The sequence below is a fragment of the Homoserinimonas flava genome, assembly GCF_054969005.1.
Genome location: NZ_JBUEQS010000001.1, coordinates 763101 through 784288, shown reverse-complemented (window position 1 = coordinate 784288; position 21188 = coordinate 763101). Strand labels below are relative to the sequence as shown.

Here is a 21188-nt window from a genome sequence, read left to right as displayed (position 1 = left end):
CTTAGACGAGGCTCCTGAGCACGTACTGCAGGATGCCGCCGTTGCGGTAGTAATCCGCTTCGCCGGGAGTGTCGATGCGCACGACCGCATCGAACTCAATCGTGGTCTTGCCCTCGGGAGAATGCGCGGTCGGCTCTGCGATGACCTTCACGGTCTTCGGAGTGCGGCCCTCATTGAGCTCGGTGAGCCCGACGATGCTGATCGACTCGGTTCCATCGAGGCCGAGCGAATCGACGCTCTCCCCCGCCGGGAACTGCAGCGGCACGACGCCCATACCGATGAGGTTCGAGCGGTGAATTCGCTCGAACGACTCAGTGATGACCGCCTTGACCCCGAGAAGGCTGGTGCCCTTGGCGGCCCAGTCGCGCGACGAGCCCGAGCCGTATTCCTTGCCACCGAGAATGACAAGCGGTGTGCCCTCAGCCTGGTAGTTCTGCGATGCGTCGTAGATGAACGACTGCGGAGCATCCGGCTGGGTGAAGTCGCGGGTGTAGCCACCCTCGACTCCGTCGAGCAGCTGGTTCCGGAGGCGGATGTTGGCGAAGGTACCCCTGATCATGACCTCGTGGTTGCCACGGCGCGAGCCGTAGGAGTTGAAGTCTTTGCGATCGACCCCGTGCTCCTGCAGGTAGCTCCCAGCAGGGCTGTCGGCCTTGATGTTTCCGGCCGGGCTGATGTGGTCGGTCGTGACCGAGTCACCGAGCTTCGCGAGCACACGGGCCGAAGTGATGTCGACCACGGGCGAGGTCTCGATGGTCATGCCGTCGAAGTACGGGGGCTTGCGCACGTAGGTCGACTCTGAATCCCACTCGAACACCTCGCTGTCGGGTGTCGGCAGGGAACGCCACCGCTCGTCACCCTCAAAGACCTCGCCGTACTCCTTCGTGAACATGGCGGTGTCGATGGAGCTGTCGATCGTCGACTGCACCTCCGCGGAGTCTGGCCAGATGTCCTTCAGGAAGACCGGGTTGCCCTCGGTGTCGTTGCCGAGCGCATCAGTCTCGAAGTCAAAGTTCATCGAGCCGGCGAGTGCGTAAGCAATTACGAGGGGCGGGCTCGCGAGATAGTTCATCTTCACGTCCGGGCTGATGCGACCCTCGAAGTTGCGGTTGCCAGAGAGCACCGCGGTGACGGCAAGGTCGTTGTCGTTGATCGCGGCGGAGACCTCTTCGATGAGCGGGCCCGTGTTGCCGATACAAACGGTGCAGCCATACCCGACGGTGTAGAAGCCCAGCGCCTCCAGGTCGTCGGTGAGTCCGGCCTTCGCGTAGTAGTCGGTCACGACCTTGGAACCCGGCGCGAGCGTCGTCTTTACCCACGGCTTCGACGTGAGGCCCTTCTTCACCGCGTTGCGTGCGAGAAGTCCGGCGGCGAGCATGACGCTCGGGTTGGAGGTGTTTGTGCATGACGTGATCGCCGCGACGGCGACGGCGCCGTGGTCGAGGGTGTACTTGCGCCCATCCTGCGTGCTCACCTTGACGGGCTTCGACAGCTCCAGCGGGGCGTGGCTGACGTGGCTGTGAGAGTGCTCGTGCGCCGAGTCGGAATCCTCGGCGGTGAAGCCGATCGGGTCAGACGCCGGGAAGGTGCCCTCGACCGCGGCGTCAACCTTCGAGTGGTCGTTGGCCGCGTAATCCTGGAGATCGATCTCGAACTGCGATTTTGCAGCGCTGAGCTCGACGCGGTCCTGGGGACGCTTCGGGCCGGCAATCGACGGGACAACCGTCGCGAGATCAAGCTCGAGGTATTCGCTGAAGACAGGCTCGACAGACGGGTCGTGCCACAATCCCTGAAGCTTGGAGTACGCCTCGACGAGGTTCACCTGGTCTTCGCTGCGGCCCGTGAGGCGGAGGTAGTCGAGTGTGACGCCATCGATCGGGAACATCGCGGCAGTGGAGCCGAACTCGGGGCTCATGTTGCCGATCGTGGCGCGGTTGGCAAGCGGAACTTCGGCAACGCCGTCGCCGTAGAACTCGACGAACTTGCCAACAACGCCGTGCTTGCGCAGCATCTGCGTGATGGTGAGCACCACGTCGGTGGCCGTGACACCGGTGGGGATCGAGCCCTTGAGCTTGAACCCGACGACCTTGGGAATAAGCATCGACACGGGCTGGCCGAGCATCGCGGCCTCTGCCTCAATGCCGCCGACGCCCCAGCCCAGCACACCGAGACCGTTCACCATTGTCGTGTGGGAGTCGGTTCCGACGCAGGTGTCGGGGTAGGCGCGGAGCACACCGCCGACCTCACGCGTGAACGTGACGCGCGCCAGGTACTCGATGTTGACCTGGTGGACAATGCCCGTGCCGGGCGGCACGACCTTGAAGTCGTCGAATGCCGTCTGGCCCCACCGCAAGAACTGGTAGCGCTCGCCGTTGCGCTCGTACTCAATCTCGACGTTGCGCTCGAGGGCATTTTCGCTGCCAAAGAGGTCTGCGATGACCGAGTGGTCGATCACGAGCTCGGCCGGTGCGAGGGGGTTAATCTTGTTCGCGTCGCCACCGAGCTCTGCAACGGCCTCGCGCATGGTGGCGAGGTCGACGATGCAGGGCACGCCGGTGAAGTCCTGCATGATGACGCGGGCAGGGGTGAACTGGATCTCGGTGTCTGGTTCTGCACCGGGATTCCAGGATCCGAGAGCCTCGATCTGCTCCTTGGTGACGTTCGCACCGTCTTCGGTGCGAAGGAGGTTCTCAAGGAGGACCTTCAGGCTGAATGGAAGCTTCTCGTACCCGGCGACCTTGTCGAGTCGGAACACCTCGTAGTCGGTCGAACCGACCGTGAGAGTGTCCCGTGAACCGAAACTGTTGACTGACGACATGGCGTCGACTCCCTTGCTCTGGCCGGCGCGCAGAACACGCCGCATTTTCGTAGGCAATCCTCGCCGTGATCGGTGATCGTCACCAGCAAGGTAAGCCTAAGTCGGTGATGCCAAGCGAACGAGAAATGTCTACGGATATTTATCTTGATGTCAAGATAAATATATCACGCTGGGTCACTCGACACGCGCTCATCGACCGGCCTGGCGTTGCCGTAGACCGCCCTGACCAGGAGCCAGGTCACCCACAACATCGCCGCATAGAGGGGAACCCCCATGACGAGCTTCGTCGCCGCAAGGGCTTCCGTCTGCTCCGCGAAGTACAGCGGCGCCTGGACGAGCAGCCTGCCCGAAAAGAGGCCGACCCAAAGCCACGTTGCCACGGTGAGAACGCGCCGCTTTGTACGATCATCACGCCATTCGCTGAGTTCATTCGTCAAGAGGCCGACGATGACTCCGACGATGGGCCAACGAATCGCGAGAGACACGAGGAGCACGACGACCGAGATCGCATTAATGATCAGTCCTGGCACAAAGTTGTCCTCTGCGCGACCGGTCAGCAGTGCGAGTGCCGCCGAGACACCGATGCCAACGAGACCCGCGAGCGCTGGAGTGATCATCGACCGGCTCAGCGCGCGCGCTGCGACGAACGCGAGAGCGACCCCGAGCGGCGCGAGCACCGATGGCACGACATCTTGCGTGATCGTGTACACAATGAGGAACCCGAGGCCGGGGAGAATCGACTCGACGAGCCCCCTGATCCCACCAACGGCGCGGAGGAGTGACGACGCGGTGGGAACCTCACCAGGTGCGACCGTGGCAAAGCCGGCATTCCTGGCGGCCGCACCGAGTGCGATTCGCAGCTCTTCTCGAGTGCTCAGCGACGCGGCGTCACCATCGGCTTCAGGTGTCGCGGACCCCCGTGCCTCGGCCGCTGGCTCCGGTTCGCGGTCGATCGTCACGAGCTTGGAGTTGCGGGCAGCACCGGCGCATTCGTTGCGCCCTGACGTGGCATCTGGAGCGGGATGAGGTCGCGCGGCGGCATTGGGGTGGAGCCTCTGACCACGACGATGCTCCTGAAGAGATCTTCGATCTTCGCCGCGGCATCCTGATCGACGAGTCCCTCCCCCGCGATCACGCCGCGGAGAAACCAACGGGGGCCATCGACGCCAATAAAGCGGGCGAGCCGCTTCGAGCCAGGCTGCCCAGACGCGGTCGCGGGGATCTCGGCAAGGAGCTCGGGGCCGAACGTTCCGGTAGTGAGCTTGGTCGTTCCCCCTTGCTTGCCAATCTGCTCGGCGATCTGCTGCCGGATCTCATGCCAAAGCCCTGCTGAGCGGGGAGCGGCAAATGGCTGCACTTGAAGGCTCGACCCGGCGTAGTCGAGCCCGATGGCGACAACGCGCTTGCTGCCCTCTTCGATCTCAAGCCGCAACTGCAAGCCCTCCCTCGGAAGAATCTTCACGCCGCCGAGATCGACATACGGTCGAACCGCATTGGCTTCACTCTCGTCGAACGGGCCATTCGTTGCGCGGTCAGCAGGCGCAGACTTGGACTGCACGAGCCCATCGTCTGTCTCTGAACTGGTGTCGGTCACTCCGTGACTCCTTCTTTCGTTGCGCGGATGCCGGTCGAGCCGAAGCCTTGGGCGCCGCGTTCTGTCTCGTCATGCTGCTCGACTGGTACGAACTTCGCCGAAACGATGGGCACAACCACCAGTTGTGCGATGCGGTCACCCACTTCTACAGCGAACGACGCTTGACGATCTGTGTTGAGCAGTGTCACTCGAAGCTCTCCACGATAACCGGCATCGACCGTGCCAGGGCTGTTCACGATCGTAATTCCGTGACGTGCCGCCAGGCCGCTCCGTGGCACGACAAACCCCACGTGTCCGCCTGGAAGTGCTACCGCCACGCCGGTGCCGACAGTGGCTCGCTCACCCGGGCCAATGGTGACGGATTCGGATGAACGGAGGTCAGCGCCAGCGTCGCCAGGGTGGGCATACGCCGGGAGGTAGCCGCCGACGATTGGGACATCGATGGAATGAGTCACGAGACGAGGGTAGTGCAGTGCGACTACGGAGCAGAAAGTCTGATCGAATAGAGCACATGACGACGTACCGAGAACGCCTCTGGCCCGCACCCGGACTTCTGGTGGCACTGCTCTTGATCATTCCCGCGACGATGCTCGTGTTCCTCCCGGTTGAAGCATCCGTCGGGGTTATCGTCGCCATCGTTCTCTACATCGGGCTCGCAGGCGTGCTCGTGTTGAGATCCCCAACGATCACCGTCGACTCCAGCGGAATCAAGGCTGGCCCAGCCACACTGCCCGTCGAGGCGATTGGCGAAGCCCACGCCTTCCGGGGCGTCGAGGCGACAGCCGAACGCGGAATCCGACTTGATGCCAGGGCCTGGCTCGTCATCCGCGGTGGAGTGTCCTCAGCCGTGAAGGTCGAGGTTGAAGACAACGCCGATCCGACGCCCTACTGGCTCATTGCGAGTAGAGACCCAGAGGGCCTGGTCGCCGCGATCGAGAAGGTTAGGCTGCACACTCGAGGCAAATAGACCCGAGCTTCTCCTGGTGGTCGATCTGCGAGCGGTGCTTCACGAGGAAGCAACTGACGCACGTGAACTCGTCGGCCTGCGGTGGCAGGACCACGACGTCGAGATCCATGTCGGAAAGATCAGCGCCGGGAAGCTCGAAGCCACCGGGGTTGTCGGCATCATCGGAGTCGACGACACCGGACATCTTGTCTGGGACACGCTCCTTGAGGGCCTCGATGCTCTCGGAGTCATCGTCGGTCTTACGAGGTGCGTCGTAGTCGGTTGCCATGCCCATCCAGTCTTGGTACGTGCCGATCGTTCTCGATCGGCGGCGACAGTTTGCCTCATTCGAATGTGAATAGCAAACGCGGGCAGGAGGCCCGAGTTCACGGGGTGGACAACTCGCGGCACGCCCTGCGTATTCCCGCGATTTGAGCGATCCCGTGAGAATCTAGAGCCGAACCGTGACGGCCTGAAAGGCGATCAGCATGCAAGACCTGAGAGTCAACGGAGTGGAGAATGGCGCACTCCTCGCGAGTGCGGATGATGGCACCCGGTACCGCATTCCCATCGACGAAGAAACGCAGTCGCTGCTGCGGCGACGGTCGCCCGTGGGGCACGGGGAACGCCGAGTTGCCCCACGGGAAGTGCAGGCTCACATTCGAGCCGGCCTGTCTGCACAGGACGTCGCCGATCTCACGGGTGCTTCGATCGACTACATCGGGAAGTTTGAGGGTCCCGTCCTTGCGGAGCGGCAGTTCATCGTCAGCGCCGCGCTTGCCGTGCCCGTGAACACCGCGACCGACTCCGATCCGCTCAACGGGGCCACCTTCGGCACCGTCATGGCAGAGCGTCTACTCGAGATCGACGCACGGGATGTGACGTGGGCGAGCTGGAAGGATGTTGAAACCGGCTGGATCGTCAAGCTCGAGTTCGCTGCTGACGATGTGGAACACGACGCGCGCTGGCAGTTCGACCCCAAACGAGCAACCCTTGCGCCAATCAACGGAGACGCAACCCGATTGAGCCAGCAGGGCGAAATCACCGGCTCGCTCATTCCCAGGCTGCGCGCGGTGCCAGGAGACGAACGCGCACCCGACACCACCCGCTTCGATAGCGGAGCGTTCTCAGACGACCAACTCTCACGCGACACCGCGCCATACGCTGCGGCCATCCCGTTTACTCGCGGCCCCCAGGCGGTGTCGCCCGAGGCGATCAATCGCGATGCTTCTGAGGGTGCCGCCGAGAGCGGCCACACGGCCGACCTTCTCGAAGCGCTTCGTCGCCGCCGCGGTGTGCGCGAGTCAGCACCTCTCGAAGATGAGGGCCCTCGCGCTGCCCATCCCGCGACGGGCAGCGTCCGTGTCATCGACATTCCCCTTGACGACTTCGACGACGACGAGACGCCCGCGGTGCACGACCGCACACCTCCCGACCGCACTGTTCCCATGCAGTCGATTTCGTCGAAGCCGGCAAAAAAGGGGCGCGCATCAATGCCGAGCTGGGACGACATCGTGTTCGGCGCCAAGTCCGACGACGATTAGTTCTCGGCGAACGCACCAAAGCGGAGAAGGGGCACGCGTGACTCCTCCGGAGTGAGCGAGCCATGCTGGCCGACCATGGCGAGTGCGGAGGCCGACGCGGACCGTGAGTCGTAGTAGGCGACGGCCTTCCGAGCCGCAATCAGGATGTCGCCAATGCGCGGCAACACGACCGAGTCGACCGTCTCGCCGAACCATCCCGCAGCGACTGCTTCCGCACGGGACACAACCCACGAGCGACCACCCTCGGCGGTGCGCCACCGCTCCAGCGCTGCCGCATGGCCCGCACTCGAAAGACCGGGATCCAAATGCACCTGGAGGCATCGAGGTTCACCGGCGACCGCCGTCACACCCTCGAGCAATCCCTCGGCCGTGTCGTAGTGGATGTGCTGGTGTTGTTGGACATCCACCATCCCGTGATCTGCCGTCAACAGCAGACCCTCGCCAGCAGGACCCGATGACGTGAACGCCCTCAGCGCAGCATCGAGATCCTCAAGCGCTGTGATCCACCGATCAGAAGACCAGCCATGCCGATGGGCGATCTGGTCGAGTTCGGGCACGTAGACGTAGGCGATTCCCTCGCCGACGGCCGAAAGATGAGTGCGAGCGGATTCCAGCCGATCCCGAAGATCGCTTGCGACCAGGTACTCGGCACCGCTGAGCACCGCGCTTGTGAATCCCGATGTTTCATACCTCGCGGCGCCCACCGCGAACGATGGAATACCCATATTGGCGGCACGCTCGAATATCGTTTCCGATCGCTGCCAGGTCGCCGCGGTGTCGATGTCGTCCCACCCGCTGAGGAGGTTGACAACGCTGCCGGTCGCCGGGTCGAGGGAGGTGTAGCCAACCATGCCGTGGATCCCAGGAAGGGTTCCCGTCGACAGCGTCGTCAGCGCAGCGGCCGTCGTCGTAGGGAACCCAGATGCAAGCACCGACGATGTCGCAGAGGCAAGCGTGCGCGCGTGGCCAACACGCGCCTTCAGCATGTGGGCTCCGAGGCCATCGACGAGCACCACAATGGCCCGCTTGACACGCGGGAGAGCGAGACTGTTCGGCTCCCCCAGCACTGACGAAAGCAAACTCGGCATGACATCGGCGAGGCTCAACCGTTGCGAGAACGGCGCCGGTAACATGGCGTCAATCTTATGACTACTCCCGCCAATCGCACCGCAGACGAGCCCCAGGAACGGATCGACGACGTCGATCTCGCGACCGAGATGGAAGGCTCTTTTCTCGAGTACGCGTACTCCGTGATCTATTCGCGCGCCCTCCCAGACGCGCGTGACGGTCTCAAGCCTGTACAGCGGCGCATTCTCTTTCAGATGACAGAGATGGGGCTTCGACCAGATCGCGGACACGTCAAGTCAGCGCGGGTCGTCGGCGACGTCATGGGCAAGCTCCATCCCCACGGTGACGCGTCGATCTACGACGCGATGGTGCGACTGAACCAGTCATTCATCATGCGCGTACCGCTCATTGACGGGCACGGGAACTTTGGATCGCTCGATGACGGGCCAGCAGCGCCGCGCTACACGGAGGCCCGGCTCACCGCTGCGGCGTTGGCGCTGACGGCGGATCTTGACGAGGACGTCGTCGATTTCGTGCCGAACTACGACAACCAGCTCATGCAGCCCGAGGTGTTGCCATCGGCGTTCCCAAACCTGCTCGTCAACGGTGCGACCGGCATCGCGGTCGGCATGGCGACCAATATGGCACCTCACAACCTCGTTGAGGTGGTCGGCGCTGCGCGACACCTGCTCGAAAATCCGGATGCGACGCTCGATGACCTCATGGCATTTGTCCCCGGTCCCGACCTGCCAAGTGGTGGCACGATCGTCGGTCTCGCCGGCATCCGGGATGCGTACGAGATTGGTCGAGGCAGCTTCAAGACGCGGGCCCGGGTTTCGATCGAGTCCATCACCGCGCGCAAGACCGGCCTCGTCGTCACCGAGTTGCCATACATGGTCGGCACCGAAAAGATCATCGAGAAGATCAAAGACGGCGTGAGCTCAAAGAAGCTCAGTGGCATCTCGGATGTCGCAGACCTCACCGACCGCAAACGTGGACTTCGACTTGTGATCGGCATCAAGACGGGGTTTAACCCCGAGGCGGTGCTCGAGCAGCTCTACAAGCACACACCGCTCGAAGACCAGTTCAACATCAATAACGTTGCGCTCGTTGACGGCGGACCCCGCACGCTCGGACTCCGGGAGCTCCTCCGCGTCTACCTCGATCACCGACTTTCCGTCACGACGCGTCGCAGTCGGTACCGACTCGACCGACGCCGCGAGCGGCTGCACCTTGTCGAGGGCCTGCTCATCGCGATTCTCGACATCGATGAGGTTATCCAGGTCATCCGCACCTCGGATGATTCCGAACAGGCGCGCACCCGCCTTCGCGAGGTCTTCGACCTCAGCGAAGTGCAGGCCGAGTACATCCTCGAGCTGCGGCTTCGCCGCCTCACCAAGTTCTCACGCATCGAGCTCGAAGCCGAACGTGATCAACTCATGGCGGAGATCGCCGACCTCGAACGCCTGCTCGCAAGCCCCACACTGCTCCGTGACCTCGTGAGCCGCGAACTCGACGACGTCGCCGAACGCTTCGGCACACCGCGACGCACCCTCCTCACCGAAGCGCGTGCGAGCGTTGCCACGGCGGGTCGCTCAAAGGTTGCGCCGGTACTTGAGCTTGCCGACGTGCCGTGCCGAGTGATTCTCTCTACGACCGGGCGCATCGTGCGCGTGGACTCACCTGAGGGAGTCCAACCTCTCGCACGTCCCGCCCGGCGCTCCAAGCACGACGCCGTACTCGCCGAGGTCACCACGACGAGCCGGAGCGAGATCGGGGCGGTCACGAACCTTGGACGCATCATCCGTCTCTCCCCCGTCGACCTCCCTGTCGTCCCCGAGAACTCGGTGCAGCTTTCGGCGGGCCGCAAGATCTCGGAATACATGGGTCTCGACACGAAGCGCGAACGAGTCCTCACCCTTGTCTCGCTCTCCGATACCACTCCCCTCGCATTGGGTACGCGGCAGGGCATTGTGAAACGGGTCATACCGGGCGATCTGCCGAATAGGCCGGACTTCGAGATCATCTCGCTCAAGCCAGGCGACACGGTCGTGGCCGCTGCTCCTGCGAGCGACACGGCAGAGCTCGTCTTCGTCACCAGCGATGCGCAACTTCTGCGGTTCGGTGCGGATGCGGTGCGCCCGCAGGGCAGGCCGGCCGGCGGCATGAGCGGCATCCGACTCGGTGCCAACGCATCGGTGCTGGCCTTCAGCGTGATCGATGACGCGTCGGCCGCGATCGTCGCGACACTTTCCGGGTCGAGCGCGACAATTCCGGGCACAGACGCCGGTCGCGCAAAAGTGTCGGCTCTCTCGGAGTTTCCGGCAAAGGGCCGCGGCACTGGCGGGGTTCGCGCCCACTCCCTCCTGAAGGGAGAGGACATGCTGACGGTGGCGTGGGCCGGGCCAGCACCGGCGTTTGCGGTCGGGCCGGATGGTTCCGCTCGCACGCTGCCAGACGCTGGCGCGAAGCGCGATGCGTCAGGCACGCCGCTTGAGAATGTCGTCGGCAGCATTGGGCGAGCGCTCGGGCTCTGAACCTCTGCCCGGATTCGCCACCACTCAGAACGGGTCAGACGTCGATACGCTCGCGGCTCAGAGCATTCGACCCCTCGATGATGAACTCCTTGCGTGGCGCGACGTCATTCCCCATGAGCAGTTCAAACACCCGCTCGGCGGCGACTGCATCCGAGATGTTGACCCGTCGAAGGGTGCGATGCAATCGATCCATCGTGGTCGTCGCAAGCTGGTCGGCATCCATCTCCCCGAGCCCCTTGTACCGCTGAATCGGGTCCTGATAGCGGCGCCCGGACTTCTTGAGTTGCGCGAGCACGCCTGTGAGCTCGGCTTCGGAGTAGGTGTAGACCGTCTCGTTCGGCTTTGCGCCCGGGTTCATGATGACTACCCGGTGCAGCGGCGGGACGGCCGCGTAAACACGCCCGTCGCGGATCACGTCCGGCATATAGCGAAAGAACAGCGTGAGGAGGAGCGTGCGAATGTGCGCGCCATCGACATCCGCATCGCTCATGATGATGACCTTGCCGTATCGGGCCGTTGAGAGATCGAAGCTTCGCCCCGAGCCGGCACCGATGACCTGGATGATTGAGGCGCACTCCGCGTTCGAGAGCATGTCGGAAACCGAGGCCTTCTGCACGTTGAGAATCTTGCCTCGGATGGGCAGGAGCGCCTGATACTCGCTGTCGCGAGCGAGCTTCGCCGTCCCGAGCGCAGAGTCACCCTCGACGATGAATAGCTCGCTATTGCCGACGTCGCTGCTGCGGCAGTCAACCAGCTTTGCGGGGAGTGTCGAATTCTCGAGAGCGTTCTTGCGACGCTGGGTCTCCTTGTGCGCGCGTGCAGAGACCCGAGATTTCATCTCTGCCACGATCTTTTCGAGCACGAGGGCACTCTGGGCCTTATCGTCCCGCTTCGACGAGCTGAAGCGTTCTGTCATCTGTTTCGCGATGACGCTTGCAACGATCGCGCGAACGGCGGGCGTGCCGAGGATTTCCTTCGTCTGCCCCTCGAACTGTGGCTCCGGAAGCCGCACGGTGAGCACCGCGGTCAGCCCGGCGAGGATGTCATCCTTCTCGAGCTTGTCGTTGCCAACCTTGAGCCGGCGTGCATTCTGCTCGACCTGGGACCGCAGGAACTTCATCATTCCCTGCTCAAACCCGGTTTGATGCGTTCCGCCCTTCGGGGTCGCGATGATGTTGACGAAGCTTTTGAACTCCGTGTCGTAGCCGGTGCCCCAGCGCAGAGCGATGTCGACCTCGCACTGACGCTCCAGCTCCGTCGCGACCATGTGCCCGCGATCATCGAGCACCGGCACCGTTTCTTTGAAGGTTCCGGAGCCGTGCATTCGCCACGTGCTCGTGAGTGCGGTGTCGGGTGCCATGTAGTCAACGAACTCAGAGATTCCACCGTCAAAGCGAAACGTCTCCGCCGTCGGCTCTTCGCCACGATGGTCAGCGACGTCGAGCGTCAGCCCACCGACAAGGAAGGCGGTCTGGCGAGCCCGGGACATGAGCTCGTCGGTCTGGAAGGTCGCGCCCTTCGTGAAGATCTGGGGATCTGCCCAGTACCGCACGCGAGTGCCGGTGACGCCCTTCGCCGTCTTGCCGATGACGCGGAGTTCGCTGCGCTTCTCGAACGGAGTGAACGGTGCATCCGGCCGTGGGTCTCGGGGATCGGAGTCGGCAAAGATTCCAGGCTCGCCACGGTGGAACGACATCGCCCAGGTCTTGCCATTGCGATCGACCTCGACGTCGAGGCGTTCTGACAGGGCGTTGACGACCGAGGCACCGACGCCGTGCAGGCCACCGGACGATGCATACGATCCGCTGCCGAACTTGCCGCCAGCGTGGAGCTTGGTGAACACCACCTCGACTCCGGAGAGCCCGGTCTTTGGCTCGATGTCGACCGGGATGCCGCGCGCACGATCTCGGACTTCGACACTCCCGTCAGCATGAAGCACGATTCCGATGGAGTCGCCGTGACCGCCGAGGGCTTCATCGACCGAGTTGTCGATGATCTCCCAGAGGCAATGCATGAGACCGCGGGAATCCGTCGACCCGATGTACATTCCTGGCCGCTTGCGCACGGCTTCCAGCCCCTCGAGCACCGAGAGGTGGCGAGCAGAGTAGTCGGAACTCGACACGGGTGACTCCTTCATTGAAAACGCTGATGCCCGGACTGAGTCCGAGCATCTCGGGCAAGCCTACTGAGCGATGCGACACAGACGAGAAACCGACACCCCCCTGCACTGGGTGGTACGCGGTGAGCGAAATACTTGCGACTGATACCGGAGATTCAGGCGCGGCATGCTTGTATTGACGTACGGCGCTCACCGAGCGCCGGTTCGACCTACGGAGGAGGAACCCATGTCTCAGATCTCACCCGAGACGACCGAGCGCGACTCCTACCAACTCACCGGCGCAGACCGGTGCGACAGCTGCGGGGCCCAGGCCTACATTCGCGTCGCGATCGGCGGCAGTGAGCTGTTGTTCTGCGCGCACCACGGGCGTCGCCATCAGGAGAAGCTCGAAGCGGTTGCGACCGAATGGCTCGACGAGTCCGCAAGACTCCTTGAGGACGCGAAGGCGTAACTCCGCCTCAGCAGCTTCGGCAGCCGGAGCGCCGCCGCGCTACTGCGCCGCGGACACGACGTAGCGGCGCGGGATCGCGACACTGATCCTGGTCGTGATCTCGTCGCCGAGCGTGCCGGTTAGATCGCCCCACTCGCGCACCGTCTGCTCTCCTTCAGCGCCGGGTCCGAAAAGGACGACAGACGCTCCGGGGTGCGCAGTCGACACCGCATCGACCTCCATCGAGTCGAGGAACACGCGCAGCACCCGCGCGCGAACTCCCCCGATCGCCACCGCAACCCGACCGGCAGCTCGGTATGGGATGCCGTCGGCGAACCCGAGGGGTACGATCGCGCGCGTCTCGCGCCCTTCGACTCGAACACCGCTCACTTCGGAGCGGAGGGTCATGACGGGAACCACGCCGATGTCTGCAGGTGTGACCCCGTCGAACGACGGGATGCCCCAGCAATGGCCGCCCATCCTCACCATGTCGAATCGCACGTCGTAACGTCGCAAGCCCGCCGAACTCGCGGCGAGATGTCGGATCGGGAATTCGACACCGAGGTCACCGGCGACCGTGATGGCCTGCTCAAAGCGTTCTCTCGCGAGGGTGTCCTCTTCCTCCGAAGCTTCAGCGATGTGCGACCAGATGCCGGCGATCCGGACCTTCCCCAGATCACGCGCCCGCTTCGCCTCGGTGACGAGCTTCGGCCACTCTGCAGCGGTCGCCCCATTCCGATTGAGCCCGGTGTCGATTTTGAGGTGGATCGCAGCTTGGACCTCTGCGGCTGCCCCCACGATCGCACCCAGTTCGGAGCGCTGCGACACACCAAGATCGACGCGTTCTGCCACGGCCTGGGCGAAGTCCTGAGTTGATGGGTACTGCCACGCCATCACGAGCACGTCGTCGGAGATCCCCGATCGTCGGAGGCGGAGCGCGGAGTCGACATCCAGCACGCCGAGGCGTCGTGCCCCCGCATCCACTGCGGCGTATGCCATCTCGACCAGGCCATGGCCATACGCGTTGGCCTTCAACACCACCATGAGCTCGGCCGGTGCCACGACCGACATCAGGTGACGGACGTTGCGCCCGAAGGCGGTGAGGTCGATGACGGCCTCCGTCACGTTCTGGCTCATATCCATCGCCGTTCTACTCTGGCGGTGAGGCCGGCGACGATCGCGGCACTCGGCACACCGAGCCATGACGCCCACTCCTGAGCTCCAGGCGCTCCTGTGGCCGGGTCACCGATGACTTCGACGATGTCACCGATACTGATGTCAGCTTCGCCGATGTCGAGCACCGAGGCATCCATGGCCACCCTTCCAGCAATGGTGTACCGGATGCCAGCGAGCGAGACCTGGGCGATGTTGCCAGCGGAACGGTCGATTCCGTCACCGTACCCGACGGGCACGAGCGCGATCGTGGTCTCGCGTGTCGTGCGATAGGTATAGCCGTACGACACCCCGACACCGGCAGATACCCGCTTCACAGCAATGACCGGCGCAAGAAGCGACAGCGCAGTTCGTGTTGCGACGGTTGGCAGTTCGAGCGAGGTGCTGAGTCCGAAGAGTTCGGCGCCAGCTCTGACGACGACAGGAATCCCCGCGCAGAGGCTGCTGAGCCCGTGCGATGCGAATTCGAGACCGACGGATTCAAGAGCGACGTCGGTCGATGCGGCAGCAGCCAGCGCCGCTGCCAGCGCCTGGGGACTCTCGCCCGAGACCGCGAGTGAGATTCGAAGGCCACCGTCGCGGTGCCGCGCTGCGATGCGCCGCAGCACCGATTCGAATTCGCCCTGGCTCAGCGTCTCGACGCCCGGCGCATCGCCAATCGACAACCACAGTCTGCGCACTCCGGAGGCGACGGCAGTATCGAACCCGGCAATCGATGCGACACCGACCGCAAGACCCAAGTCGGCTGCGGGCTGGAGGTCACCGCTCGGCGCTGGAGTCCAGAGCACTATCTCTGCACCGGACAAGACCTCGTGCAGACGCACGGCATCCGACAACCTCGAGACGCCGAACTGACGCGCACCGCTTGCGACGAGGGTGGATGCTGCCGACTCAAGTCCATGCCCGAAGGCGTCTGAAGGTAGGTCGGCCAAGACGGGAAGTCGTGCGGCCGCAGCAACAATGGCGAAGTTCTCAGTTACTCGGTCGCGCACAACGAGTGCGACACGAAGGCCAACAGAGTCAACGTCGACGCCGTCCATCAAGAGCGCTCAGCCGGCCGAACCACGAACGGTGACATTCGCGGCGCGTGCGAGGATGCGCCGGCACTCCAGCGCGAGGGCGTCGAGCTTCGCGTGTCCGGACCCGAGTATGTAATCGAGACTCCGTCGAGTGGCAGCCGCCGAGAGGAGGTGGTCCGCGACGGTGGGGTTCATCGCCAACACTGGGCCCTGGAGGTGCGTGCCGATCGCATTGTGCGCATGAACACCCTCGCCCGCGCCAGCGTCATTGCCGCGACCCGTCACCGGCACGCCGAATGCGACGGCCGACGGGCCCATGGTCGTGCGGGAACCATGATTCTCGATTCCGATGAGACGGCCGTGGTCGGGAGTGTCAACGACAAAACAGTTCGTAACCACTCGATCAGCCGTGGCATCCGTTTCGACGTCGAACACTCCGGCACCCTCAATAGTGTGGCCGCCCGGAAGTCTCACGGACGTGCCGAGAAGCTGAAGGCCGGCAGTCACCGCGAGCATCGGCACACCGTCGTCACGCCAGCTCTGCAGACGGGCAGCGATTGAGGCGACCGCCGGCTCCAGCACACGCAGCGCGGAGACAGGACCCGTGCCGATCGTCACGATGTCTGCAGTCTCGGGAAGTTCATCCCCCGGGTTGTGCAGCACGTGCTCGACGTCGAATCCGGCAAGGCGGAGACGTTCGCGCAGCACAATGACATTGCCCATATCGCCGTTCACCGCGAGATGCTCCGGAAACAGCTCGACAATTCTCAACGTCGTCACACGACACCCCGCTCGAGGTCGCTATGGCCGAGATACTTGCGCGCGTGAATCATCTGGTCGTAATCGAGGATGAGCGTCCGCTTGCCATCAGCCGGAATCGGCGAGGCGAGGATGCGATCGAGCGCCTTCTCCAGGTCTGTCTCGAGAACACCATGCTCGATTCCCGCGTACGCGAGCCTGAGTGCCATGAACGCCGCCTTCGGACCGGAGACAATATCGACGTGTGAGAACTTCGAGACATCCGCGGCATACAGCCATGACAGGTCTTTGCTGCCCTCGTCGAGAGCGATCATGACGGAGTCTGGCGCACCATCGAGGTAGTCGACATTCATCTGAAAGCTCGCGAGATTTTTCAGCAGCAGGATCTCAAGGTCCTGCCCATCGTGACGCACCACTTCGCCGCGACCGTATACGGGCTTCGCCGACTCGAGGGACTCGATCGCGGTATCGAGCGAGAACTGATCGCCGAGCACTCGGTGCGCGAGCGTGATAGCGGCAGCCGCGTCGACTGCATAGTGGAGGCCTCTGCCGGCAAGCGTGATATGGCGTGGCACTCCATCGAAGGAGATGGTGGCCGTCGCGCCTGCGACGCCGGTGACTTCGGCAAAGGCTTCGCGCGCGGCCGATGGAGGCGCCTGCTCGTTCTCGTAGTCGCGAGCGATAACCTGCCCGTGCGGGGCCGAGGCGATCGCCGACTCCGTGAGTCCAAAAAAGCCGAGGTCGAGACGACCCTCCTCCTCAAGACGCTTGGCGAGCGTGGTCAGGAAGTGGTCATCACGGTTGAGCACCACAGTGCCGCTGACACCGTCAACGATGTCGCGAAACATGCCCGCAACTCGCTCCGGCTCGTGGAAACGATAGATCTGGTCGATCTGGAGGTTGAGGATGACGGCGGCTACCGGGTCCAAGGCGTCAGCGATGACCTTGCCGAATGCCTCATCCACTTCGATGACCCCGATGTCGGACGTAAGCCGGCCGGTGAGGCTCACCTGTCCGAGGATCGACGAAGCGATGCCCTGCGGGAGGTTGCCCCCCGAAGGGTTAGTGAAGACCGAGAGTCCGTGACCACGCATGATCGAGGTGAGCATGTGTGTCGTCGTCGACTTGCCATTCGACCCCAACACGAAGAGGTTGCCGTGCGGGAACTGCCGCGTCACATCTGCGAGAAAATTCGGAGCGAGACGGAGCGTCACATATCCCGGGAACGCCGAGCCCCCACCGCGCAGACGCGCGAGAACGCGGACGATCTTGCCAATCGCAATCGGCAGGAGATACCGCGCTGCCGATGGCCGCGTTCCGAGCGGTGGTGGCGTCCTACTCAAGGTAGTCGCGGAGGGACTGCGACCGCGAAGGATGACGCAGCTTCGCCATCGTCTTCGACTCGATCTGACGGATGCGCTCACGCGTCACGCCGAACGTGTCGCCGATCTGGTCGAGCGTCTTCGGCATCCCGTCGCCGAGACCGAAGCGCATGCGGATGACTCCGGCTTCGCGCTCCGAAAGCGAGTCGAGCAGACTCTCGAGTTGCTTCTGCAACATCGTGAATCCGACGGCATCGGCGGGGACAACAGCCTCGGTGTCCTCGATGAGGTCACCGAATTCGCTGTCACCGTCTTCGCCGAGTGGCGTGTGCAACGAGATCGGCTCACGCCCATACTTCTGCACCTCGACGACCTTCTCCGGCGTCATATCGAGCTCACGGCTGAGTTCTTCTGGCGTTGGCTCCCGGCCCAAATCCTGCAGCATTTGGCGCTGCACTCGTGCGAGCTTGTTGATGACCTCAACCATGTGCACGGGAATGCGGATGGTTCGGGCCTGGTCGGCCATCGCACGGGTGATTGCCTGTCGGATCCACCACGTCGCGTACGTCGAGAACTTGAAGCCCTTGGTGTAGTCGAACTTCTCGACCGCACGGATGAGACCCAGGTTCCCCTCCTGGATGAGGTCGAGAAACTGCATGCCGCGACCGGTGTAGCGCTTTGCGAGCGAAACAACGAGCCTGAGGTTCGCACCGAGCAGGTGGCTCTTGGCCCGCTGGCCGTCTTTTGCAACCCACTGCAATTCGCGACGCTGAGCAGGCGAAAGCTTGTCGCCCTCGTTCGCAAGTTTGTCTTCGGCGAACAGCCCCGCCTCGATACGCATCGCAAGCTCAACCTCTTCGGCAGCGTTGAGGAGTGCAACCTTGCCGATCTGCTTCAGATAGTCCTTGACAGGGTCCGCCGTCGCCCCAGTGATTGCGGCGGAGTAGACGGGAACCTCGTCGTCGTCATCGCCAGCAGAAAGCACGATCGCGCCGGTGGGGAGCTTCTCGTCGTTTGCGCCCTCCTTGGGCTCCTCGTCGACATCTGTCTCGGCGACAGCTGCCTCGTCGACCTCCCCCACTTCGGCGTCTTCGGCCTTTGCGGCAGCCCGTGACTTGGCCTTCGTTGCGGGCTTCGTCGCGGACTTGCTCGGGGCCTTCACCTCGGGCTCGGTGGCATCCGGTGACTCGGGCGCCGTCTTCTTCGTCGCCCGCTTTGCGGGGGCCTTCTTCGGCGCTGACGTTGCGACGGCGGGCTTCGTTGCCCCACCGGCGGCAGCAGACTTCGTTGCAGTCTTCTCGTCAGCCTCGGGTGTGGTCTTGGTGCGGGTAGCCATGTGGTTACCTTTCAGTCAGAAGGGGTGTGCCTTCCCTGCGGGCAGCACTAAGACCCATGTCAAGTCCGGATCACCTCAGGCTGCGCGCCCTGCAATGAGTCCAGACCATCGAACGGGTCTCAGTCTCCAATTATTGCACGGTTTGTTGAGGCCCCCCGCCACCGGCCCACTGCAGGAGCCTACGTTCACCGCCGACGCCGACGAAGTGCCCTAGAGACTGCAACCCACAAGGGGGCAACTTCAATTCCCTCGTCGTCACGAAGCTGTCGGCGTGTGCGTTTCCGAGTCCGCAGGATGAACCACACACCGATCGCAAGAACGACGAACTGCAGAGAGAATGCGATGCGGAATGCGGGCCAGGAGTAGAGGTTCTCCTGCGAGCCATCCGAGACAAGATCGAGGGTCACCCCAATAAGGAACATCATCGTGAAGCTCGCAACAAAGCCCCCGACGTTGACGATCCCCGTCGCCGAACCGTGACTACGCATCGGGTTGAAGGCGCGCGCGAATTCGAAGCCTATCAGCGAACCGGGACCACTCACCCCGAGCACGATGATGAGCAGGCACACAAGCCAGAGTTCTGGCTCGTTTGGGTTGACGAGCACGGCAGCCCACGTGATGGCGGTCGCGGCGACGATCGCAAGAACAAGCGACGATCGGCGCATCGGATGCCGGGCAGTGAGAATACCGAGAATGGGGCCCGCAATGAACCCCGAGAGCAGAAGCAGACTGAGCAGTCCCGCGGCATGGCCCGGCGTGTAGCCGAGTCCGCTCACGAGGAACGGAAAGCCCCACAGCAGGGCAAACATCGAGCCGGGCGACTGCGTCGTGAAGTGCGACCAGAACCCGAGCTGTGTTCCTGGTCGTCGAAGTGCGTGACGCGCCTCACGCAGCGCATGACCCCAGCTCTCGACCTTCGAGATTGGTGGGCTCCCCCGCGGCGAGTCCCTCACCAGTACCAGGGTGATCAGGAGAGAGAACAGCGCTGCGGCGGCGGCAACCCCAAAGGCGGAGGTCCACCCGAAATCGTGCAGCAACCATGCGAATGGAATCGCTGAGAGCAGCTGCCCCAGTTGACCAACGTTGCCCGTCCACTGCGACACCTGCGGAAGGATGCGACCGGCGAACCATTGCGGAAGCAGCCTCAGCACCGAAATGAACGTCATGGCATCGCCAGCGCCGACAAGCACCCTGCCAACGACCGCGATCGCGTACTCGTCGGCGAATGCCACTGAAGTCTGGCCGAGCAGCATGAGTGCGGCACCGGCGGCGATGAGAGCACGCGGGCCGACACGGTCGAGGACAACACCCACGGGAATCTGCAGCACGGCGTACACGACGAGCTGCACGACCGCGAGCGTTGAAAGCACCGACGCGGAGATCGCGAAACGGTCCGTCGCTTCGACGGCAGCAACGCCGAGCGAGGACCGCTGCATGACGGCGACGATGTATGCCACTACGGCGGCGCCCCACACGATCCACGACCTGCGGGAGTTCACACTCCGAGCCTAACTGCGGCGAATGCCGAGTACGGATTGTCAGGGCAGGTGTGGATCGTCATCACCCTTGCGGGTTGCGAGGAACTTTTCGAGCTCGGCTGCGATCTCATCCGCTGTTGGGAGTGCGCCCGCTTCATCGGTGAGAGGCGACCGCACCGCATTCCCTTCCATATAGGCGTCGTGACGCTCTTCGAGAACTCCGACGAGCTTGGCAAGCTCGCCATTCTCGGTGACCTGCGCGTCGATGCGTGCGACGAAATCTCTCCCCTCCTCTCGAAGGCGATCGGTCGGGAAAATGAGCCCGGTCGCAGCGGTGATGCACTCGAGGGCCTTCACCGCGGCATCCGGATACTCGGTGTCCGAGAGGTAATGGGGAATCAGCAGCACAAAACCGACCACGTCGATTGCGGACTCATAAAGGGAGAATTCGACCAGATGCAGCGCGTTCGCAGGAGCCTGCGTGTGAGGGCGCCACACCGACATCGCCTCCGCGATGTCTGCACGGTTTCCACTCACAGTGACACCGATAGAACGGGTGTGTGGCACCGGCATCGGGATCGAATGCACCCAGGTCGTCGACGACACCTCGAATCGTTCGATGAGTTCACGCACCGCCCGTGTGAAACGATCCCACTGATAGTCGGGCTCATAGCCCGACAAGAGAAGGAATGGTCGGCCGAGCTCATCGCTTAGGAGGTCAAGCGAAAGCCGTGCCGGGACATAGTCAGAGAGATGATCCTGATCGAACGAAATGATGGGGCGGCGCGCCCGATAGTCGAGAAGCTCATCATTCTCGAAGGTGGCAACTCGAGTCGCCGCGAGTTCTTCTCTGATTGCCTCAGTGAACTGGGACACCGCAGCGCCCGCGTCAGCGAATCCGGTCAGCGCGGCAACCAGCGGCAGACCGGAGGGCACATCGCCCATTCCATCCGCGATCACATACAGTTCACCGGCTGACTTCATAGAACAATGCTATCCGCGGCCTTCGCGAGCAACCGCCGTGAGCGCCGAGACCACCGACGCC

18 protein-coding genes are annotated in these 21188 nt (G+C 63.4%); 4 read left to right on the top strand and 14 right to left on the bottom strand.

The features are described 5' to 3' along the window. Position 1: 1 nt before the first annotated feature. The 4 genes from acnA to dut all read right to left on the bottom strand — a co-directional run bounded on the left by acnA (position 2) and on the right by dut (position 4867). Positions 2–2818 carry an aconitate hydratase AcnA gene (gene acnA / locus ACY48M_RS03705; protein WP_462819252.1) on the bottom strand — a complete coding sequence of 939 codons (2817 nt, stop codon included), beginning with the start codon at positions 2816–2818 and terminating at the stop codon, positions 2–4. A gap of 164 nt (positions 2819–2982) precedes the next feature. After that, positions 2983–3777, bottom strand: a complete 795-nt coding sequence (locus ACY48M_RS03700; RefSeq protein WP_462818882.1) for a DUF3159 domain-containing protein — start codon at positions 3775–3777, stop codon at positions 2983–2985. Next, positions 3774–4412 (bottom strand): DUF3710 domain-containing protein, encoded by a 639-nt coding sequence (locus tag ACY48M_RS03695; protein WP_462818881.1) that lies wholly within the window; start codon positions 4410–4412, stop codon positions 3774–3776. The genes ACY48M_RS03700 and ACY48M_RS03695 overlap by 4 nt, the downstream gene beginning before the upstream one ends. After that, positions 4409–4867, bottom strand: a complete 459-nt coding sequence (gene dut, locus ACY48M_RS03690; protein WP_462818880.1) for a dUTP diphosphatase — start codon at positions 4865–4867, stop codon at positions 4409–4411. Before dut ends, ACY48M_RS03695 begins: the two co-directional genes overlap by 4 nt. Before the next feature lie 56 nt (positions 4868–4923). On the opposite strand from dut, the gene ACY48M_RS03685 reads away from it, so the two are divergent. Further along, entirely contained in the window at positions 4924–5379 is a 456-nt protein-coding gene (locus tag ACY48M_RS03685) for a DUF3093 domain-containing protein (RefSeq protein ID WP_462818879.1), read from the top strand. Here ACY48M_RS03685 and ACY48M_RS03680 read toward each other — a convergent pair. Further along, complete coding sequence (locus tag ACY48M_RS03680) at positions 5354–5647, bottom strand: DUF4193 domain-containing protein (RefSeq protein WP_462819251.1); 294 nt, start codon at positions 5645–5647, stop codon at positions 5354–5356. The genes ACY48M_RS03685 and ACY48M_RS03680 overlap by 26 nt on opposite strands. 199 nt (positions 5648–5846) lie before the next feature. On the opposite strand from ACY48M_RS03680, the gene sepH reads away from it, so the two are divergent. Further along, positions 5847–6902 carry a septation protein SepH gene (gene sepH / locus ACY48M_RS03675; protein WP_462818878.1) on the top strand — a complete coding sequence of 352 codons (1056 nt, stop codon included), beginning with the start codon at positions 5847–5849 and terminating at the stop codon, positions 6900–6902. Here sepH and ACY48M_RS03670 read toward each other — a convergent pair. Beyond that, positions 6899–7990 carry an alkaline phosphatase family protein gene (locus tag ACY48M_RS03670; RefSeq protein ID WP_462818877.1) on the bottom strand — a complete coding sequence of 364 codons (1092 nt, stop codon included), beginning with the start codon at positions 7988–7990 and terminating at the stop codon, positions 6899–6901. The genes sepH and ACY48M_RS03670 overlap by 4 nt on opposite strands. A gap of 57 nt (positions 7991–8047) precedes the next feature. Here ACY48M_RS03670 and ACY48M_RS03665 point away from each other — a divergent pair, with 57 nt between their 5' ends. After that, positions 8048–10507 (top strand): DNA gyrase/topoisomerase IV subunit A, encoded by a 2460-nt coding sequence (locus tag ACY48M_RS03665; protein ID WP_462818876.1) that lies wholly within the window; start codon positions 8048–8050, stop codon positions 10505–10507. Between the two features lie 34 nt (positions 10508–10541). Here ACY48M_RS03665 and ACY48M_RS03660 read toward each other — a convergent pair whose 3' ends face one another. Next, the gene (locus tag ACY48M_RS03660) at positions 10542–12629 is read right to left on the bottom strand and encodes a DNA gyrase/topoisomerase IV subunit B (protein WP_462818875.1); all 2088 of its coding nucleotides are present in this window, start codon (positions 12627–12629) and stop codon (positions 10542–10544) included. A 223-nt stretch (positions 12630–12852) separates the two neighbouring features. Between ACY48M_RS03660 and ACY48M_RS03655 the strand changes: the two genes are divergently transcribed. Then, entirely contained in the window at positions 12853–13077 is a 225-nt protein-coding gene (locus tag ACY48M_RS03655; protein WP_462818874.1) for a DUF7455 domain-containing protein, read from the top strand. Between the two features lie 39 nt (positions 13078–13116). Here the strand turns inward: ACY48M_RS03655 and alr are convergent, their stop codons facing one another. The 7 genes from alr to ACY48M_RS03620 all read right to left on the bottom strand — a co-directional run bounded on the left by alr (position 13117) and on the right by ACY48M_RS03620 (position 21127). Further along, complete coding sequence (gene alr / locus ACY48M_RS03650) at positions 13117–14193, bottom strand: alanine racemase (protein ID WP_462818873.1); 1077 nt, start codon at positions 14191–14193, stop codon at positions 13117–13119. Then, positions 14190–15269 carry an alanine racemase gene (locus ACY48M_RS03645; RefSeq protein ID WP_462818872.1) on the bottom strand — a complete coding sequence of 360 codons (1080 nt, stop codon included), beginning with the start codon at positions 15267–15269 and terminating at the stop codon, positions 14190–14192. Before ACY48M_RS03645 ends, alr begins: the two co-directional genes overlap by 4 nt. A 9-nt stretch (positions 15270–15278) precedes the next feature. Next, on the bottom strand, positions 15279–16028 hold the full coding sequence (locus tag ACY48M_RS03640; protein ID WP_462818871.1) for a type 1 glutamine amidotransferase: 750 nt from the start codon (positions 16026–16028) through the stop codon (positions 15279–15281). Next, positions 16025–17185 carry a MurT ligase domain-containing protein gene (locus ACY48M_RS03635; protein ID WP_462818870.1) on the bottom strand — a complete coding sequence of 387 codons (1161 nt, stop codon included), beginning with the start codon at positions 17183–17185 and terminating at the stop codon, positions 16025–16027. Before ACY48M_RS03635 ends, ACY48M_RS03640 begins: the two co-directional genes overlap by 4 nt. A gap of 157 nt (positions 17186–17342) precedes the next feature. Then, positions 17343–18665, bottom strand: coding sequence for an RNA polymerase sigma factor (locus ACY48M_RS03630; RefSeq protein ID WP_462818869.1), 1323 nt, complete (start codon positions 18663–18665; stop codon positions 17343–17345). Positions 18666–18850: 185 nt separating this feature from the next. Then, on the bottom strand, positions 18851–20164 hold the full coding sequence (locus tag ACY48M_RS03625; protein ID WP_462818868.1) for an MFS transporter: 1314 nt from the start codon (positions 20162–20164) through the stop codon (positions 18851–18853). Positions 20165–20203: 39 nt separating this feature from the next. Then, positions 20204–21127 carry a proteasome assembly chaperone family protein gene (locus ACY48M_RS03620; protein WP_462818867.1) on the bottom strand — a complete coding sequence of 308 codons (924 nt, stop codon included), beginning with the start codon at positions 21125–21127 and terminating at the stop codon, positions 20204–20206. Between the last annotated feature and the right edge of the window lie 61 nt (positions 21128–21188).

Bases quoted from the DNA above. Each gene is read 5' to 3' on its own strand.
- alr (WP_462818873.1), bottom strand. From the start codon at position 14,193: ATGAGCCAGAACGTGACGGAGGCCGTCATCGACCTCACCGCCTTCGGG.
- ACY48M_RS03630 (WP_462818869.1), bottom strand. From the start codon at position 18,665: ATGGCTACCCGCACCAAGACCACACCCGAGGCTGACGAGAAGACTGCA.
- ACY48M_RS03620 (WP_462818867.1), bottom strand. From the start codon at position 21,127: ATGAAGTCAGCCGGTGAACTGTATGTGATCGCGGATGGAATGGGCGAT.
- sepH (WP_462818878.1), top strand. From the start codon at position 5,847: ATGCAAGACCTGAGAGTCAACGGAGTGGAGAATGGCGCACTCCTCGCG.
- ACY48M_RS03670 (WP_462818877.1), bottom strand. From the start codon at position 7,990: ATGCCGAGTTTGCTTTCGTCAGTGCTGGGGGAGCCGAACAGTCTCGCT.
- ACY48M_RS03645 (WP_462818872.1), bottom strand. From the start codon at position 15,269: ATGGACGGCGTCGACGTTGACTCTGTTGGCCTTCGTGTCGCACTCGTT.
- ACY48M_RS03685 (WP_462818879.1), top strand. From the start codon at position 4,924: ATGACGACGTACCGAGAACGCCTCTGGCCCGCACCCGGACTTCTGGTG.
- ACY48M_RS03665 (WP_462818876.1), top strand. From the start codon at position 8,048: ATGACTACTCCCGCCAATCGCACCGCAGACGAGCCCCAGGAACGGATC.
- ACY48M_RS03680 (WP_462819251.1), bottom strand. From the start codon at position 5,647: ATGGCAACCGACTACGACGCACCTCGTAAGACCGACGATGACTCCGAG.
- acnA (WP_462819252.1), bottom strand. From the start codon at position 2,818: ATGTCGTCAGTCAACAGTTTCGGTTCACGGGACACTCTCACGGTCGGT.
- ACY48M_RS03655 (WP_462818874.1), top strand. From the start codon at position 12,853: ATGTCTCAGATCTCACCCGAGACGACCGAGCGCGACTCCTACCAACTC.